Origin of the sequence: Pseudomonas sp. TR47 (assembly GCF_044143025.1) — a bacterium.
In the GTDB taxonomy this organism is placed as follows: domain Bacteria; phylum Pseudomonadota; class Gammaproteobacteria; order Pseudomonadales; family Pseudomonadaceae; genus Aquipseudomonas; species Aquipseudomonas putida_E.
In genome coordinates this window covers 20,067-38,090 of the sequence record NZ_JBHFCS010000021.1, presented here as the reverse complement: position 1 = coordinate 38,090, position 18,024 = coordinate 20,067, and the positions used below count along the sequence as shown (strand labels likewise).

The window sequence follows — 18,024 nt, the reverse complement described above, 5'->3', positions numbered from 1 at the left end:
CCACCTTTCAAAACAGCCCCGGCCTTGGCCGGGGCTTTTCGTTACCGCTTAATTCACTGGGTTACGCGCGATAACGTTGCTTTCGAAATACTCCTGCTCGGCGATCAGAGGCTCTACAAGGGGGCGGCTGTCACGAAAGTGCGCAGTGCGGGTATGCGCTTCATATGCCTCGTCGTCGCGGTAGATTTCGTACAGGTAGATCACCTCCGGATCGACCCGGTCCTGTGACACATCGAACACCAGGCACCCGGGTTCCGTGGCCACGGAGGCGGCAGCGTTTACCTTGATGGCCGTGAGAAAGCGTTCGGCGCAACCAGGCTTGACGCGCGTCTTGATGAACAGGCTATACACATGAGGCTCCTTTTGTTTTAAATTCTATTATGAATTGTATACAAAAATGGAGTCGCGCTAATGTCTGAATTACCTGCCCGCCCCGGTCGTCTCAATGGCCTGCGCCATATCGCCCTGCTGGTGCCCAACCTTGAAGAGTGCGAGCGTTTCTATGTCGATGTGCTGGGCATGGAGGTGTTGAATCGGGCCAACGAGGATCTGGTCTACTTGACGTGTGGTAACGACAACCTCTCGCTGGGGCGGGGGGCAGGGGCTGCCAATGGCCTGCAGACGCTGGATCACTACGGCTTCATCGTCGACAGCGTGGAGGAATTGGAGGCCTGGTATCAGTACTTCAAGGCTCGTGGGGTGACCTTGCTGGACCGGCCTTTCAATCATGGGGATGGCGCGCGCAGCTTCCACTTGCTGGACCCGGCAGGCAACAAGGTGCAGCCGCTGTACCACCCGGCGGTATCCGGGCAGCGGCTTTCGTAGGAGCGGCCTTGTGTCGCGAAAGGGCTGCGCAGCAGTCCCAGGATAGCTGTGGCGCCGCTGATATCCTGGGGCCGCTTTGCGGCCCTTTCGCGACGCAAGGCCGCTCTTACAGGGCGCGTCAGGGCAGACATTGTTTACTCGGCATCCAGATGCATCGGTGTAATCACCCGGCCATCTTTTTCAGCCTGTCCAAGGCTTGTATCAATGAAATACACCCGGTCATCCTCAAGCTTGCCCTTGTCGACCAGGTAGTCCTTGATACTGCTGGCCCGCTCCTGGCCCAGGGTGCGCAGCAATGCGGCGCTTTCGGCCCATGACTTGATCACCGCCTCGCGCAGCCTAACGGTGCGCTCCTCGCGGCTCAGCTGTTCCCAGTCGGCCGGCGGTTGCTGTTTCAGACGGGTACGGTAGATGCCTTCGAGCATGGCCGGTTTGTCGCTGTCGTCGACCACCAGCATGGAGGCGTTGGCCGGCACCTTGTCGCCACGGCGTTGCAGGATCTTGTACCAGGTGGCCTGATACTCCCGCTCCAGGCGCTGCTGAGCGAGCAGTGGGCCATCGCTGCTCTGGGCACTGGTGCCTTCGATTTCCAGGCGCAGCTCGGGGCGCTCCTTGAGGGCCGAGGCGAGTTTGTCCAGGGCCGATTGCGCATCGCCACTGAGCTCGCTGGAACCTGGGGCGAACGATACATTGCCGAGGTCTTGCGAGCCGCCGCCAGCAATCAGCCCGCCGATGAATTTGAAAGGCGCCTGAGCCGCACGCAGCACCAGGTTGCGCAATGTCTGCCAGACGATAGGCATGACGCTGAATTGCGGGTTGTTGAGGTCGCCGGTCACCGGCAGCTCGATCGAAATCTTGCCTTCGGTGTCTTTGAGCAGCGCGACCGCCAAGCGAATGGGCAGGTCGACCGCATCCGGGCTATCGACCTTCTCACCCAACTGCAATTGCTCGACCACCAGCTTGTTCTCGGCCTTCAATTGGCCATTGGTGATCAGGTAGTGCAGGTCGAGGTTCAGGCGGCCCTTGCGGATACGGAAGCCGGCGAACTTGCCAGAGTAGGGCGTCAGCGTGGTCAGTTCGACACGTTTGAAGCTGGTGGCGATATCCAGGCTTGCCATCGGGTTGAACGGGTTCAGCGCGCCTTTGATGGTAACCGGTGCATAACGGTCGACCTTGCCCTTGATGTCGACCTTGGCCGGCGCCGGCTTGCGGTTGTCGATGGTGCCGATCTGGCCGTTGAGCTGCTGCACCGCCGTGGCGAAGTTAGGTGTCAGAGTGAGGTCGGCAAAGTTGGCTGAACCATCGTTGATGCTGATCTGCCCGATGCGGATGCCCAGCGGCTTGCTGCTTTGGGTGCTGGCCGGCTTGGCTTGGCTTGGCGCGGGGGCATTGGCAGGCTGCGGGATCAGCAGGTCATCGACATTGGTGGTGCGGTCTTCGTTGATGATGAAGCGGGCATAAGGCTGCAGCAGGGTTACCTTGTCGATCGACAGGGCATCACCGTGCACATAGGCCAGGCCGTCCACATTCACCTGTTGCCATTTGACGAAGTCGCGGGTCTTGATGGTGTCCAGGGTGTGCAGCTGGTTGACCTGCGCCTTGCCGGCCACGGTGAAGGCCAGAGGTTCGGTGCCTTTGAGGTCGACCTTGAGGTCACTGGCAAGCATGCCACTACGCAGCTCCAGGCGGATGAACGGGCTGATGTAGGCCTGCGCAATACGCAGGTCGATGTCGCGTGTGCTGACATCGAGCCTGGCGCTGACCGGCGCCAGGTTGACCTCGCCACTGGCCTGCAACTTGCCCTGCTTGCCAATGCCGGTGTCGAGCTTGAGGGTGAAGGGCGACTGGTTGAGGCTGTCGAAACCCTGCATGTCGACGTTCAGAGGCCCAACGTCCAGCGCAACTGGCTCTTTCTGGCTACGGTCGGCCAGGTGCACCTGATAATTGCGCAGCTGAACGTCCTTGAGTAGCACTTGCCATGGCTTGCCTGGTTCCTTGGCTGCCTTGTCGTCGGGAGCCGGTTCGGCGGCGGCCGGCTCTGCCTTTTCCGTCGGCGTGGGCTTGGCCGGCTGGCTGGCGAAGAGTTTCTGCCAGTCGAGCTGGCCGTCCTGCTCCAGGGCGGCCCAGGTTTCCAGTTTTTCACTGCGGACCTTGCCCACGGTAACCCGCTGTTTGGCCAGGTCGATGCTGGTTTCGCTGACATCGAGGCTCGCCAGGCGTACCAGTGGGCGACCATCTGGCGCCTTTATGGCGAATGGCGCGACACGTACCGAGGTGTTGTCCAGCAGCAGCTCGGTTTCCTTGGACAGGTTGAGCGTGTAGTGCGTGTCGAGGTTGACCACGCCGTCCTCCAGCACCAGCGGCACGGCATCGCGAACGTAGGGCCAGAACAGCTTCATCTTGCCGTCGGTGATTTTCAGAGTGCCCTTTGAAGCTATAGGCGCAAGGCTCAAGGTGCCGTTCCAGTCGATGCGCCCACCGTTAGGGCCCAATGCCACCAACGTCATGTCAGCGTTGTCGTCCGGCAAGGTGCTGAGGTTTTTCAGCTCCAGGTTCATGTCGTCGTAGATGAATTCGATCGGCTCGCTTGGACGCGCATCGGCAAAATGCAGGTAGCCAGCGCTGAGCTTGATGCTGCCGATGCGCAAGGGGAACGGATCGGATGCAGGCTCTTCAGCTTTGGGTTCGCTGGCTGGCAGCTTGAACAGCTGGGTGAGGTTGAGCGTGCCGTCCTTGGCGAACAGCACTTCGTTGCGGGGTTTGTCGAGTTCGATCGCCTGCAGGTGCAGGGCGCCGCTCCACAGGCTGTCGAGCGCAAGGTTCGCATACAGCCGCTCAAACCCTACCTGTTCTTTACCCGGTTCGCCGATCTGCAGGCCCCACAGCGTCAGCTCGAGGCTGAACGGGTTGAGCTCGATACGCTGAAGGTGCGCCGGCAGTGTGGCGTATTGGGCCAACTGCTGGTTGGCGATGCGCAGGGCAACGCCAGGAACGATGAGGAAGCCAAGCAGGCTGTAGAGGGCCACGAGAGCCAACAGGGCGCCGAGGGCGCGAGTCAATCCTTTGTACATGTGTCGCTTCGTCTGTCCAGGCAGGAGAGCTTGGAGTATGGCAGGTTAAATCGGTTCCGCTGGGGGCGCGGCATTTGCGCTCACTCGATCCCCATGCGCCTTTTGGCGCGATGCGCCGAACCGTCACGCATGGCCCAACGCAGCACCGGGGCGGTGCGGCTTAGCCCCAAACGGATCATGCGCTGCTGCAGCGGGCCCTGATGCAGGCCGAGCATGGCCTGGGCCCAGGCCGGCAACAGGTCGATACCCGCTTGCAGCATCAACCTGCCAACCGGCTGGGCAAGACGGCTCGGTGCAGGGGCCTGAAGCAGGATCTCGATCACTTCCAGGCTGCGCGCGTCGCAGTGCAATTGAGGACGCATACGCTGCAGGTACTCGTCGACCTGCTGGCATGAGCGGGGCACATCGCGGGCGCCGAGGCGTTCGGCGATCAGGGCGATTTCGTCGTAATAGGCATCCTGCTCGGTGCGTGACAGCTGCGGGTCGCGATAGCGCAGGTGGGCCGCGAGGAAGCTGCTGACTTCGGCCACATGTACCCAGGTCAGCAGATCGGGGTCGCTGGCAGCGTATGGACGGCCATCGGGCGCAGTTCCGGTCACTTGCAGGTGAATGGTGCGCACCTTGTCGATCAGCCACTCGGCGTCACGGGTCGAGCCGAATGTCGTGCCCGAAATGAATTGGCTGGTGCGACGCAAGCGGCCGAGCAGGTCTTGGCGAAAGTTGGAGTGGTCCCACACGCCCGCCAGTGCCAGCGGGTGCAGCAGTTGCAGCATCAGGGCGCTGATACCGCCAACCAGCATGCTGGGGAAATCGCCATGCACCCGCCAGCTCATGCTGTGCGGGCCGAACAGGCCGGGGTCACCTTTGGGGGATTCCAGGTCGAGCTGGCCGAGGGCCAGCCCGGTGAGGCTCATGACCTGGGTTTCGATACGGCGGCGTAGGGCTTCCATGGTGACCTGTCGTTCAGGGCGGCCATGAACAGGTGCCGCCGGCTATTGGTTGAGGCGTTTGTCGATCAACCCCTGCACCACGCTTGGGTCAGCCAGGGTCGAGGTGTCGCCCAGGGTGTCGAGTTCGTTGCAGGCGATCTTGCGCAGTATACGCCGCATGATCTTGCCCGAGCGGGTCTTGGGCAAGGCCGGCGCCCACTGGATCAGCTCGGGTTTGGCGAAGCTGCCGATTTCCTTGCTGACCAGTGCCAACAGTTCCGCTTTCAGGGCATCGTCCGCTGTCACGCCGTTCATGGTCGTCACGAACGCATACACACCCTGGCCCTTGAGGTCATGGGGGTAACCGACCACTGCGGCCTCGGCGACGCTTTCATGCAATACCAGTGCGCTTTCCACTTCGGCGGTACCGATGCGGTGGCCGGAAACGTTGATCACATCATCGATGCGGCCGGTGATCCAGTAGTCGCCATCGGCATCGCGCCGGGCACCGTCGCCGGTGAAGTAATAGCCGGGCATGGGCTTGAAGTAGGTATCGACCATGCGTTGGTGGTCGCCGTAGACGCTGCGGATCTGCCCCGGCCAACTCGCCTTTATCGCCAGCAAGCCGGCGCCGGGCCCTTCGATCGGCTTGCCTTGGTCATCCAGCAGCACCGGTTGCACGCCGAACATGGGTTGTGTCGCACAACCTGGCTTGAGCTTCTGTGTGCCGGGCAGCGGGGTGAGCATGATGCCGCCGGTTTCGGTCTGCCACCAGGTGTCGACGATGGGGCAGCGTTTTTGGCCGACTTCCTCGAAGTACCATTCCCACGCCTCTGGGTTGATCGGCTCGCCGACGCTGCCGAGCAGGCGCAGGCTCTTGCGCGACGTACTCTGCAACGGGCCAGAGCCTTCACGCATCAGAGCGCGCAGTGCGGTGGGCGCGGTATAGAAAATATTGACCTTGTGCTTGTCCACCACCTGCCAGAAACGCGAGGTGTCCGGGTAGTTGGGAACACCCTCGAACATCAGTGAAACCGCGCCGTTGGCCAGCGGGCCATAGACGATGTAACTGTGGCCGGTGACCCAGCCCACGTCGGCGGTGCACCAGAACACCTCGCCGTCACGGTAGTCGAACACCACCTTGAAGGTCATGGTGGCCTGCAGCAGGTAACCGGCGGTGGTGTGCAGCACGCCCTTGGGCTTGCCGGTGCTGCCGGAGGTGTAGAGGATGAACAGCGGGTCTTCGGCCTCCATGGGTTCAGGTGGGCAGTCGTCACCCGCGTTTTCCGTTGCCTGGTCATACCAGAGGTCGCGGCCCTCGCTCCAGGCTACATCGGTACCGGTACGGCGCACCACCAATACGCTACTGACGTCCGGGCAACTGGCCATTGCCTTGTCGACATTCTGCTTGAGCGGGATGCGTTTGCCGCCGCGTACACCCTCATCGGCGGTGATCACGGTGCGGCAGTCAGCATCGAGAATGCGGTCGCGCAACGCATCCGGGGAGAAGCCGCCGAACACCACCGAGTGGATCGCGCCAATCCGCGTGCAGGCAAGCATGGCGTAGGCGGCTTCGGGGATCATCGGCATGTAGATGCATACCCGGTCGCCTTTCTTCACGCCACGTGCCTTGAGTGCATTGGCCAGGCGACAGACCTGGCGGTGCAACTCTTGGTAGGTGATGGCCTTGGAGTCCGCAGGATCGTCGCCTTCCCACAGCAGGGCGGTCTGCTCGCCGCGTTGGGCCAGGTGGCGATCGATGCAGTTGTAGCTGACGTTCAGCTGGGCACCTTCGAACCAGCGGGCTTCGCCGGTCTTGAGGTCGCATTGCTGTACCCTGGACCACGGTTTGATCCAGGCCAGGCGTTTGGCCTGTTCGGCCCAGAAGGTGTCGGGGGCTTCGACCGACTGGCGGTAGAGGCGGCTGTAGTCGTCGGTAGAAAGGCTGGCGGACTGGCTGACGGCCAGGGCCTGGGGGTAGTCGCGTATATCGAACATGGCAGGTGGTCCTTTGCTCTTGTCGGGGCGGTGGACTGCAACGGCTATTCGATTGGACAGTGTAGCTGGAAGAGGTGTTCAACCTGTGCCGGCGTCTTCGCGGGCTGGCCACGAAGACGCCGGCATCGGTCAGCCGCGGTGACGGCCGCGGAAGTAGTTGATCAGGCCCTGGGTGGAACCATCTTCGGCGCTGTCTTCCAGGCTGCCGACGATACGCTGGTAGACACCCTTGCCCAGCTCCTTGCCCAGTTCCACACCCCACTGGTCGAAGGCGTTGATGCCCCAGATCACGCTCTGCACGAACACCTTGTGCTCATACATCGCCACCAGCGCGCCAAGGCGACGCGGGCTGATGCGTTCGACCACAAGGGTGTTGCTCGGGCGGTTGCCCGGGATCACCTTGTGTGGAGCGAGTTTTTCGATGTCGGCTTCATTCAGGCCCTTTTGGCGCAATTCGGCCTCGGCCTCCTCACGCGTTTTGCCCAGCATCAGCGCCTGGCTTTGCGACAGGCAGTTGGCGTACAGCCACTGATGGTGGTCGGCAACCGGGTTGAAGCTCACCACCGGGACAATGAAGTCGGCCGGGATCAGCTGGGTGCCCTGGTGCAGCAACTGGTGGTAGGCGTGCTGGCCGTTGCAGCCGACGCCGCCCCAGATCACCGGGCCGGTATCGGTCTTCACTGGCGTACCGTCGGTCAGCACGCTCTTGCCGTTGGACTCCATGTCCAGCTGCTGCAAGTGTTTGGTGATGTTGCGCAGATAATGATCGTAAGGGAGGATCGCGTGGCTGCGGGCACCCCAGAAATTACCGTACCAGACGCCCAGCAGGGCCAGCAGCACCGGCATGTTCTTCTCGAACGGCGCGGTCTGGAAGTGCTGGTCCATGGTGTAGGCACCCGACAGCAGTTCCTTGAAGTTGGCGGTACCGATGGCCAGGGCAATCGGCAGGCCGATGGCCGACCACAGCGAATAGCGCCCGCCGACCCAGTCCCACATGGGGAAGATGTTCTCTTCGCGGATGCCGAAGGCTACGGCGGCAGCCTTGTTGCTGGATACGGCGATGAAGTGGCGATACAGCTCGGCTTCCGAACCGCCCTGGGCCAGGTACCAGGTACGCGCGGCCATGGCGTTTTTCAGGGTCTCGAGGGTGTTGAACGACTTGGACGAGACGATGAACAAGGTGGTTTCGGCGCGCAGGTTGGCCGACAGCTCATGGAACTCACTGCCATCGATGTTGGCCAGGTAGTGGCAGCGCACGCCGCGCTGGGCGTAGGGCAGCAGCGCCTCGGAAACCAGTTCAGGGCCCAGGAAAGAACCGCCGATGCCGATATTGACCACATCGGTGATCGGCTTCTCACTGTAGCCACGCCACAGCCCGTCATGGATACGCCCCACCAGCTCGGTGATCTGGTTGAGTACCTTGTGCACCTCGGGCATCACGTTGACGCCGTTGACGCTGAGCTTGTCACCCACCGGGCGGCGCAGGGCGGTGTGCAGCACGGGGCGGCCTTCGGAGGCGTTGATGATTTCGCCGCTGAACATCGACTTGATCGCATCCTGCAGGCCGACTTGTTCGGCCAGCTGCACCAGCAGGTCGCGGCTTTGTTCGTTGATCAGGTTTTTCGAGTAGTCGAGGAACAGGCCGCAGCAGCTCAGGGAAAACTCGTCGAAGCGCTTGGAGTCGGCGGCGAAGGCTTCGCGCATGCTGAAATCCTGCATGGCGTCGCGGTGCTGCTGGAGGGCCTGCCAGGCTGGCAGGGCCGTAACATCATGGGGTGTCCGGTAATACGCCATTGCGCAGAATTCCTTGTTGCGTAGTGTGGCCTTGGACAGGGGCGTCATGGCCAGGTTCAGGCTGGCCATCATTATAGGCATTGGTTGCGCGCAGGGAATGGGGCGGGGAGGGGAATTTGGGGCTGCAGGGCAGCCCCCGGCATCATGCAGTCTTTTCGTCCAGATGCACGTAAAGGTTGTCGATAAGCCGCGTGTTACCCAGGTAGGCCGCCACCAGAATCACCAGGTCCCGGTCATCGACCATCGCTGGGCGAAGGGTCAGCGCATGGCGTACCTGCAGATAGTCCGGGCGCAGGCCGGCCGCTGTCAGCTGAGCCTGCCCATCGGCAACCAGCGCTGCAAAGTCGCGCTGGCCACGGCTGATGGCGTCGCCGATCTGCTGCAGCGTGCGGTACACAACCGGGGCGGTAGCACGCTGTTCTGCCGTCAGGTAACCATTACGCGACGACAGCGCCAGGCCATCCTCGGCGCGCACGGTCGGCTCGCCGATGATCTGGATCGGCATGTTCAGGTCACGCACCATGGCGCGAATCACCGCCAGTTGCTGGTAGTCCTTTTCGCCGAACACTGCAAGATCGGGCTGCACCATGTTGAACAGCTTGCTGACCACGGTGGCTACGCCCTCGAAATGCCCCGGGCGGCTTGTGCCACACAGGCCTTCGGAAAGGTTCGGCACGCTGACGCGGGTCTGCACGGCCATACCGTCGGGGTACATCTCTTCGACAGTGGGAGCGAACAGCAGATTGCAGCCAGCCTGGAGCAGGCGCTCTTGGTCGGCGGCGAGGGTGCGTGGGTACTTGTCGAGGTCTTCGTTGGCGCCGAACTGCAGCGGGTTGACGAAGATGCTGGCAACGACGAAGTCGGCACGTTGGGCCGCTGTGGTCACCAGCGCAGCATGGCCGCTGTGCAGGTTGCCCATGGTTGGCACGAAGGCGATACGCTTGCCCTCGCCACGGGCGCGCGCAATGGCTGCGCGCAGTTCACGGACGGTCTTGACTGTGTTCATGCGCTGAATCCGTGCTCGCTCGCTGGGAAACTGACGTCTTTGACAGCCTTGACGTAGGCGGTAAGTGCGCTCGCGATGTCCGGTTGGCCGACCATGAAGTTCTTCACGAACTTTGGTACCCGACCGCTAAGGGACAAGCCCAGCATGTCGTGCAGGACCAGCACCTGGCCGTCGGTAGCGTTGCCGGCTCCGATGCCGATCACTGGGATGCTCACGGCCTGGGTAATCTCTGCGGCCAATTCGCTAGGTACGCATTCGAGCAACAGCATGGCGGCGCCGGCCTGTTCCAGGGCGATGGCATCGGCGCGCATCTGCCGTGCCTGGGCTTCCTGGCGCCCCTGCACTTTATAACCGCCCAGAACGTTGACGGTTTGCGGGGTCAGGCCCATGTGAGCGCACACCGGCACACCGCGCTCGGCCAGCAGGCGAATGGTCTCGCCCAGCCAGGCAGCGCCTTCAAGCTTGATCATGTGGGCGCCGGCCTGCATCAGCGTGGCGCAGTTGGCGAAGGCCTGCTCGGGGGTGGCGTGGGCCATGAACGGCAGGTCGGCAAGAATCAGCGCACCCTCGTTGCCGCGTTTGACGCAGGCGGTGTGGTAGGCCATTTCCGCCGTGGTGACGGGCAGCGTGCTGTCATGGCCCTGCAGGACCATCCCCAAGGAGTCGCCCACCAGCAACACTTCGACGCCGGCCTGGCTTGCAGCCTTGGCAAAGGTAGCGTCGTAGCAGGTCAGCATGGTGATCTTTTCACCCTTGGCCTTGAGGCCGTGCAGGGTGGTCAGGGTTACTTCAGGCATGTAGGAAAATCCTCGTTCAGGCGCTGTGAAAAACGACCGCCAACAACGCGTGTAGTCATCTTCCGGAGCGGCACATCATCGTGTGTGATGTTCGGGGCACAGGTCCGTCCGGGCCTAAATACGGGTATGCGGCACTTTGGTGCCACACGGGACGCCTATAGTCGTGAGCGAGGTGGGGGAAGTCAATCACCCTGTTACCGCATTGTTACGAACAGGGTGTTACTGGCGTTACCGCCCTTGGAGAAAGGCCCCAAGCGCCTGGGCTACAGGCGTTCCAGGCCGACAAACGGGCAGGCTTGGAGCAACTGGGCAAGCGGGCGGCCGTCGGCCAGGTGAAAGTCGTCTGCCACCAGTTCGGCCAGTGGGTACAGCACGAAGGGGCGGGCATGCATGTGGTAGTGCGGCACCTGCAGGCGTGGCACATCGATGACGTGGTCGCCGAACAGCAAGATGTCCAGGTCGAGCGTGCGTGGGCCCCAGCGTTCCTTGCGTACACGGCCCTGTTCATTCTCGATGGCCTGCAGGGCGTCCAGCAGGTCCAGGGGGGCGAGAGAGGTATCCAGGGCGGCGACAGCGTTGGTGTAACGCGGCTGGCCAGGCAGCAGGGAGTCGCTGGTGTACAGAGCAGAGGCCGCCACCAGACGGGTGCTCGCGACCCGGTCCAGCGCCTGCAGGGCGTTGCCCAGTTGCTCGGCAGGCGCATCCAGGTTGCTGCCAAGGCCGATGTAGGCGCGAGTGGTCACTCGAACGCCTCATCGCCACCACGTTTGCGCTTGCTGTTGCTGCGCTTGCGCTTGCGTGGGCCGGCCCCGGTGCCCTCATCACGGCTGCCCAGCTCGCGGATCATCTCGCGGCGCTCGGAGTCGTTGGCATCCTGGTAATCGGTCCACCACTGGCCAAGGTCGTCGGTTTCTTCGCCTGCGCTCTCGCGCAGCAGGAGGAAATCGTAGCCGGCACGGAAGCGTGGGTTGTCGAGCAGCAGGTCGGCGCGTTTGCCGCTGCGTCGTGGCAGGCGCTCCTGCATGTCCCAGATCTCGCGGATAGGCAGGGTGAAACGCTTCGGAATGGCAATGCGCGCACACTGTTCGGCAATCAGGTCGTGGGCTGCGCCATTCATGGCCGGGATCGGCGGTACACCCTGGTTTTGCAGGTGCAGTACGCGGCTTGGCAGGGCTGGCCAGAGCAGGGCGGCGAACAGGAAGGCCGGGGTCACCGGTTTGCCTTGCTTGATACGCAGGTCAGTGTTGCTCAGCGCCTGGCTGATCAGGGTATGGGTGTAGGTCGGGCGCTCTTCCAGTGCATGCGCACTGGCCGGGAACAGCGGCTCGAACAATGCCAGGTCGACCAGCATCTCGAAGACGATCGCGCCTTGGCCGGACAGGAACAGCTTGAGGCATTCCTCGAACAGCCGCGCAGGCGGGATTTCGCGCAGCAGCGGTGCCAGGCCGCGGATAGGCTGGAAAGTATGCTTTTCGATGCCGAAGTCGAGTTTGGCGGCAAAACGCACCGCACGCAGCATGCGTACCGGGTCTTCCTGGTAGCGATGCGTCGGGTCACCGATCAGGCGCAACAGGCGGTTGCGTACGTCGTGCACGCCGTTGGCGTAATCGAGGACGCGTTCGCTGACCGGGTCGTAGTACAGGGCGTTGATGGTGAAGTCGCGGCGTTGCGCGTCCTCTTCCAGGCTGCCATATACGTTGTCACGCAGAATGCGACCACTGGCATTGTGCGACGAGCGGTGACTGTCACCTTGGTCGTCTTCTGAGTGATGGGCACGGAAGGTCGCGACTTCGATGATTTCACGGCCGAAATGCACGTGAACCAGCTTGAAGCGACGGCCGATGATGCGCGCATTGCGGAACTCGGCACGTACCTGCTCAGGTGTTGCGCTGGTGGCGACGTCGAAGTCCTTGGGCGTGATGCCCAGCATCAGGTCGCGCACGCAACCACCGACCAGGTAGGCCTGGTAGCCCGCGCCTTGCAGGCGCTCGACGATATTCACCGCATGGCGGCTGAACTGGTGGCGCTGCAGCGAGTGTTGGCTCTTGTTGATCACCTCAGGCGTGGTGCGCTTGTGGTGCTGGCCCGGTACGGGAGGGCGGAAAGACTGGAACAGCTTCTTCAGCATGGGATGCACTGTGTGAAGGAATGTTCGGCCAAGAATAGGAGAATGGCCGCATGATGGGCGGGGATTCTAGCATTTACTCGGGGAATGGTGTAGGCGGTAGCAGGATGGACTGCCAGAAGGGAGAAACGACAAGGGGAGCCTAAGCTCCCCAAGAAGTCGTTGCGTGCTCTTATTGTTTTTATGCCGGGCTTCTTGTTTTTGTTGAGTGCCCTGCCCACAAATCTCAAAGCTTGTGGACGACCCCCAATCCAGGGGTTAAGAGCAAACGGATTGCTTTGGCCGCTGATGTCACGCTGATCATTCGATCCAACCAGTTCAGGCGCTGCTTTTTAGTGCAGTTTTTGTTGTTCTCTGCCTGGTCGTGGGGCAAGCCCCAAACACGCATCCTCTCCAAAAGAATCAGTTAGCTGCGCCTCCGCCGTCTTGTTTTTATTGTGCGTGAGCCGTTTCGTCTTGTTCTTATTCTGAGTTGCAGTGCTTGTTATTGTTCTTGTACTGAACATATAGCAGGTGGCGTGCCAACTTTTGCAAACCCAATGAAATCAATGGTTTGGCGGGTTTTTGAGAAGGCTCGCGGGTGGTAAATGTCGGAATTTCGTTACCGTACGCCTCGGGAACTGTTACGGCGCAAAGATTGGGTAACAGATTTTTGCGGGTACTGATGTGTTACCACGGGTTGCCGCGACCTGTTCAGCGCCCATGCGATCGAGCGCCGCGGGCGGCGCTCGATCTGACTGGCGCCACCTTTGCTGCGGCGTGCACCATCGGAGTCGATCATTCGCTGGTAGCGTTGCTCTTGCGGCGCGGTATGCCCAGGCGCTGACGGCGCTCCCACAGGCACTTGCGGCTGACCCCGAGCTTGCGGGCAAGCTCGGTTTCGGTCATGTGGTCCTGGTGCTCAAGCACGAAATGCTGGAAGTAGTCTTCCAGCGACAGATCCTCGGTCGGCTCATGGCTGGCGTTGCTGGCAGCGCCAGCGGCCATCGCCTTGTCGAGAAGGTCGTCATCGTCCATATCGCTCAGCTCGATATCGATACCCAGCAGTTCGGCCGATATTTCCGCGCTCTCGCTCAGAATCACCGCACGCTCTACGGCGTTCTCCAGTTCGCGCACGTTGCCCGGCCAGCTGTAATGACGAATGGCTTGCTCGGCTTCAGGCGAGAAGTGCAGGTCGTCACGACCGATGCGCGCGCTCTGCCTGGCGAGGAAGGCGCTGGCGATCTCGTTGACGTCACTGCCGCGCTCGCGCAGGGCTGGCAATTTCAGGGCGATCACATGCAGGCGATAGTAAAGGTCTTCACGGAATTGCCCAGCCTTGGCCAGGTTTTTCAGGTCGCGGTGGGTCGCGGCAATCAGGCGCACATCGACTTTTTGCGACTGTACCGAACCCACCCGGCGGATTTCGCCCTCCTGCAGTACGCGCAGCAGACGGGCTTGGGCTTCCAGTGGCAGTTCACCGATCTCATCGAGGAACAGGGTGCCGCCGTCTGCCGCTTCCACTAGGCCGGCACGTCCGGCGCTGGCACCGGTGAACGCGCCTTTTTCGTGGCCGAACAGTTCCGACTCGATCAAGGTTTCGGGAATGGCCGCGCAGTTCACCGAGATCATCGGCGCTTTGGCGCGCCGTGACAGGTTGTGCAGGGCACGGGCTACCAGTTCCTTGCCGGTACCGGACTCGCCCTGGATGAGCACATTGGAATCGGTGGGCGCCACCTTGCGGATCTTGCTGTACATATCCTGCATGGGGGGGCAGGAGCCAATGATGCCGATCTCGCCGTTGGCCGATGCCGGGGCGCCTTTGTCGGCAGGCGCTGCCTTGCCGTTGCTGCGTGGCTCGGCGGCTGGGGCGGGTGCCGGCGCACTCTGCCGGTCGCGCAGGATGCGCGCCACGGCCTGGAGCATTTCGTCGTGGTCGAAAGGCTTGGCGATGTAGTCCACCGCGCCCATCTTCATCGAGTCCACCGCCGAGCGCAGGCTGGCGTAACTGGTCATGATCAGCACCGGGGTGCCTTGGCCGAGCTTGATCAACTCGGTTCCCGGCGCGCCGGGCAGGCGCAGGTCGCTGACGATCAGGTCGAAGGTGGCAATGCTGAAGCGTTCCTGGGCTTCCTGCACCGAGCCGGCTTCGCTGACCTGGTACTGGTTCCGCTCAAGCAGACGACGCAAGGCCGAGCGGATGATGGTTTCGTCTTCGACGATCAGAATATGCGGCATTGATTCAATTCTCTCGACGGTCTCGAATTTCAGGGGACGTCGCTACGACATGCCGGGGCAGGGTCACGCGGATCCGTGTGCCACGTTGCCGTTCGATGTCGGCCGGGCTGTCGATGGTGATTTGCCCATAATGCTCTTCCACGATGGAATAGACCAGAGCGAGCCCCAGTCCGGTTCCTTCGCCCGGGTCCTTGGTGGTGAAGAAAGGTTCGAACAGGCGGTCCATGATGTTCTTCGGAATCCCACTGCCTTCGTCCTCGACGATCAGGTCGACGGTGTGCTCGCTGACTTCGGTGCGTACCCGCACGGCGCTGCCGGGCGGCGAAGCATCGCGCGCGTTGGAGAGCAGGTTGATCAGTACCTGGGCCAGGCGCTGGGGGTCCCCCTCGGCCCAGTGGTCGGGGTCGCAGAGGTTGAAGAACTGTACTTCGAAATTGCGCCGGTTCAACGCCAGCAGACCGATGGCATCCTGGGCCACTTCAGCCAGGCACACCGGCTCTTCGCTGTTCTGGTGGCTACCGCCGGCATGGGCAAAGCTCATCAGCGACTGCACGATGCGCGACACCCGTTTGGTCTGTTCGAGTATCTGGCTCGACAATTCGATGATCTCGCCGTCCCCTTCGCGCTCCTCGCGCAGGTTTTGCGCCAGGCAGGCGATGCCGGTGATCGGGTTGCCGATCTCGTGGGCCACGCCCGCAGCCAGGCGGCCGATGCTGGCAAGGCGCTCGGAGTGCACCAGCTTGTCTTCCAGGGCCTGGGTCTCGGTGAGGTCTTCGACCAGCAGCACCAGGCCGCTGTTGCCGGGTGCCAGGGGCTCATCGATGGCTGCCTTGTGCAGGTTCAGCCAGCGCGGCTGCCCGTCCAGTACCAGGCGCTGCTTGTGCAAGTGCTCATCAGGCACGTTGATGAAACCCTGCAGCAGGCCGCGCCAGGGTTCATCGATGGTTACCAGGCGCGACCCGACCACGTGCTTGGCGGCGATGCCGGTCAGCTCCTCCATGGCCTTGTTCCACATCAGGATCTCCTGGTCCTTGGCCAGCGAGCAGACGCCCATGGGCAGCTCCTGCAGGGTCTGGCGGTGGTAGCGGCGCAAGGCATCGAGTTCAGCAGCCAGGCCCGTCAGGCGCGAGTGGTAATCTTCCAGGCGGCTTTCGATGAAGTGGATGTCTTCGGTGACGTAGTTCTCGTTGCCAGACTTGTAAGGCAGGAAGGTTTCGACCATGTCCTGGGCCACGCTCGGCCCCATCAGGCCCGAGAGGTTGGCCTCGATGCGGTCACGCAGGCGGCGCAGGGCATAGGGGCGGCGCTCGTCGAACGGCAGGTAGAGGTCACGCAGGGCTTGTTCGACTTCCTTCTGTGCAGCCTTGGCACCCAGTGGCTTGGCCAGTTGGGTGGCGAATTCCTGCGGTGAGGCAGCATGCAGCTCGCGGCGCTGGGGGCGGCGCACGTTGTCCACCGCGCATGCTTCAGCGGCGCTGACTTCCTCGCTGCTGGCGTTGGTGAACAGTGAAATCAGCGTGAACAACAATACGTTGGCGGCCAGCGAGGCAATTGCCGCCATGTGCCAGCTGGTGTCGTCGAGCACATAGATCATGTCCAGCAGCGGGATGTAGAAGCCCTGCAGATTGCCCAGCAGGGGCAGCAGCATGGTCACCATCCATACCAGGGTGCCGGCCAGCAGGCCGGCGATGAAGCCGCGGCGGTTGGCGGTCGGCCAGTACAGCACCGACAGCACCCCAGGCAGGAACTGCAAGGTGGCGACGAAGGCGACGATGCCCAGGTTGGCGAGGCTCTGGTGGGTGTTCTGGTTCAGGTAGAACATGAAGCCAGCGGTGATGATGGCGACTATCAGCGCGCGGCGGGTCCATTTCAGCCAGCGGTAGATGTTGCCTTCGGCCGGTGGCTGGTACAACGGCAGCACCAGGTGGTTGAGCGCCATGCCAGACAGCGCCAGGGTGGTGACGATGATCAGGCCGCTGGCGGCAGACAAGCCACCGACATAGGCCAGCAGTGCCAGCGCCTTGTTGTTGGCGGCGATGCCAAGGCCCAGTGTGAAGTACTCGGGGTTGGTACTGGCGCCCAGGCGCAGGCCTGCCCACAGCACCAGCGGCACGGCCAGGCTCATCAACAGCAGGAACAGCGGCAGGCCCCAGCTGGCGCTGACCAGTGAGCGCGGGTTGAGGTTTTCGGTGAAGGCCATGTGGTACATGTGCGGCATGACGATGGCCGAGGCGAAGAACACCAGCAGCAGGGTGCGCCATGGGCCCTCCTGCAGCGGGGTATGCAGCGCTGCCAGGGCGGTCTGGTTCTGCAGCAGCCACACTTCCAGCCCGTGCGGGCCACCGAACACGCCGTACAGGGCATACAGGCCAATGCCGCCCAGGGCCAGCAGCTTGATCACCGACTCGAAGGCGATGGCGAACACCAGCCCTTCATGCTTTTCGCGCGTGGCGATGTGGCGTGAGCCGAAGAAGATGGTGAACAGGATGATCAGCGCACAGAAGGCAAAGGCCACCCGGGCCTTGACTGGTTCACCGGTGAGAATGCTGATCGAGTCGGCCACTGCCTGGATTTGCAGCGCCAGCAGGGGCAGTACCCCGATCAGCATGAAAATGGTCGTCAGCGCACCGGCCCAGGTGCTGCGAAAGCGAAAGGCCAGCAGGTCGGCCAGTGACGACAATTGGTAGGTGCGGGTGATCTTGAGGATCGGGTAGAGCAGCACCGGTGCCAGCAGGAAGGCGCCGGACACCCCAAGGTAACAGGCGAGGAAGCCGTAGCCATACTGATAGGCCAGGCCCACCGAGCCGTAGAACGCCCAGGCGCTGGCGTAGACACCCAGCGACAGGGTGTAGGTCAGCGGGTGGCGAATGATCGAACGGGGTATCAACCCACGCTCGCTGATCCAGGCCACGCCGAACAGCACCATCAGGTACGCGGCGCTGATCAGGATCATCTGGGTCAGGCTAAAGCTCATCGGCATCTCGTTGGCTCTGCAGGATGAAGGTGACGACGATCAGGATCAGCCAGAGCAGGTAAGGGCGGTACCAGGCACCGGTCGGTTCGATCCACCAGTCCATGATGGCCGGGGAGAACAGGTAGATCCCCACGACCAGAAGCAGGACCAAACGATAGATGTACATGCTGGCCTCGATGGTTGGGCGCTGCGGGCTTGGACTTATTATTGGCGCAAATGGCTGGGGCGATGCTAGCGGGAATCGGTGGTGTTCGCCAAGGGTTTGAAATTATTGGGCTTTTGTTTTTG

General features: G+C 62.3%; 13 protein-coding genes. 1 reads left to right on the top strand and 12 read right to left on the bottom strand.

Annotated elements, in window-relative coordinates; genetic code table 11:
• Positions 1 to 48: 48 nt before the first annotated feature.
• Entirely contained in the window at positions 49 to 351 is a 303-nt protein-coding gene (locus tag ACEWE8_RS19975; RefSeq protein WP_046788158.1) for a putative quinol monooxygenase, read from the bottom strand.
• 60 nt (positions 352 to 411) lie between these two features.
• Here ACEWE8_RS19975 and ACEWE8_RS19970 point away from each other — a divergent pair, with 60 nt between their 5' ends.
• Positions 412 to 825 carry a VOC family protein gene (locus ACEWE8_RS19970; RefSeq protein ID WP_046788159.1) on the top strand — a complete coding sequence of 138 codons (414 nt, stop codon included), beginning with the start codon at positions 412 to 414 and terminating at the stop codon, positions 823 to 825.
• A 134-nt stretch (positions 826 to 959) separates the two neighbouring features.
• Here the strand turns inward: ACEWE8_RS19970 and ACEWE8_RS19965 are convergent, their stop codons facing one another.
• The 11 genes from ACEWE8_RS19965 to ACEWE8_RS19915 form a co-directional block, all read right to left on the bottom strand.
• Positions 960 to 3,896, bottom strand: coding sequence for a DUF748 domain-containing protein (locus ACEWE8_RS19965; protein WP_046788160.1), 2,937 nt, complete (start codon positions 3,894 to 3,896; stop codon positions 960 to 962).
• Positions 3,897 to 3,976: 80 nt separating this feature from the next.
• A complete protein-coding gene (locus ACEWE8_RS19960) occupies positions 3,977 to 4,846 on the bottom strand; it encodes an oxygenase MpaB family protein (protein ID WP_046788161.1) in 870 nt (289 codons plus the stop codon).
• Positions 4,847 to 4,888: 42 nt separating this feature from the next.
• Complete coding sequence (acs, locus tag ACEWE8_RS19955; RefSeq protein WP_046788162.1) at positions 4,889 to 6,823, bottom strand: acetate--CoA ligase; 1,935 nt, start codon at positions 6,821 to 6,823, stop codon at positions 4,889 to 4,891.
• A gap of 129 nt (positions 6,824 to 6,952) precedes the next feature.
• Complete coding sequence (pgi, locus tag ACEWE8_RS19950) at positions 6,953 to 8,617, bottom strand: glucose-6-phosphate isomerase (RefSeq protein ID WP_012312664.1); 1,665 nt, start codon at positions 8,615 to 8,617, stop codon at positions 6,953 to 6,955.
• A gap of 142 nt (positions 8,618 to 8,759) precedes the next feature.
• Positions 8,760 to 9,623, bottom strand: a complete 864-nt coding sequence (gene panC / locus ACEWE8_RS19945) for a pantoate--beta-alanine ligase (protein ID WP_046788163.1) — start codon at positions 9,621 to 9,623, stop codon at positions 8,760 to 8,762.
• The gene (gene panB, locus ACEWE8_RS19940) at positions 9,620 to 10,420 is read right to left on the bottom strand and encodes a 3-methyl-2-oxobutanoate hydroxymethyltransferase (RefSeq protein WP_046788164.1); all 801 of its coding nucleotides are present in this window, start codon (positions 10,418 to 10,420) and stop codon (positions 9,620 to 9,622) included. Before panB ends, panC begins: the two co-directional genes overlap by 4 nt.
• Before the next feature lie 263 nt (positions 10,421 to 10,683).
• A complete protein-coding gene (gene folK, locus ACEWE8_RS19935; protein ID WP_012312667.1) occupies positions 10,684 to 11,163 on the bottom strand; it encodes a 2-amino-4-hydroxy-6-hydroxymethyldihydropteridine diphosphokinase in 480 nt (159 codons plus the stop codon).
• On the bottom strand, positions 11,160 to 12,548 hold the full coding sequence (locus ACEWE8_RS19930; RefSeq protein WP_046788165.1) for a polynucleotide adenylyltransferase PcnB: 1,389 nt from the start codon (positions 12,546 to 12,548) through the stop codon (positions 11,160 to 11,162). Before ACEWE8_RS19930 ends, folK begins: the two co-directional genes overlap by 4 nt.
• A 774-nt stretch (positions 12,549 to 13,322) precedes the next feature.
• Positions 13,323 to 14,762 carry a sigma-54 dependent transcriptional regulator gene (locus tag ACEWE8_RS19925; protein ID WP_046788166.1) on the bottom strand — a complete coding sequence of 480 codons (1,440 nt, stop codon included), beginning with the start codon at positions 14,760 to 14,762 and terminating at the stop codon, positions 13,323 to 13,325.
• Positions 14,763 to 14,766: 4 nt separating this feature from the next.
• A complete protein-coding gene (locus ACEWE8_RS19920) occupies positions 14,767 to 17,742 on the bottom strand; it encodes a sensor histidine kinase (protein ID WP_161872474.1) in 2,976 nt (991 codons plus the stop codon).
• A complete protein-coding gene (locus ACEWE8_RS19915; RefSeq protein ID WP_003250005.1) occupies positions 17,726 to 17,902 on the bottom strand; it encodes a hypothetical protein in 177 nt (58 codons plus the stop codon). Before ACEWE8_RS19915 ends, ACEWE8_RS19920 begins: the two co-directional genes overlap by 17 nt.
• Between the last annotated feature and the right edge of the window lie 122 nt (positions 17,903 to 18,024).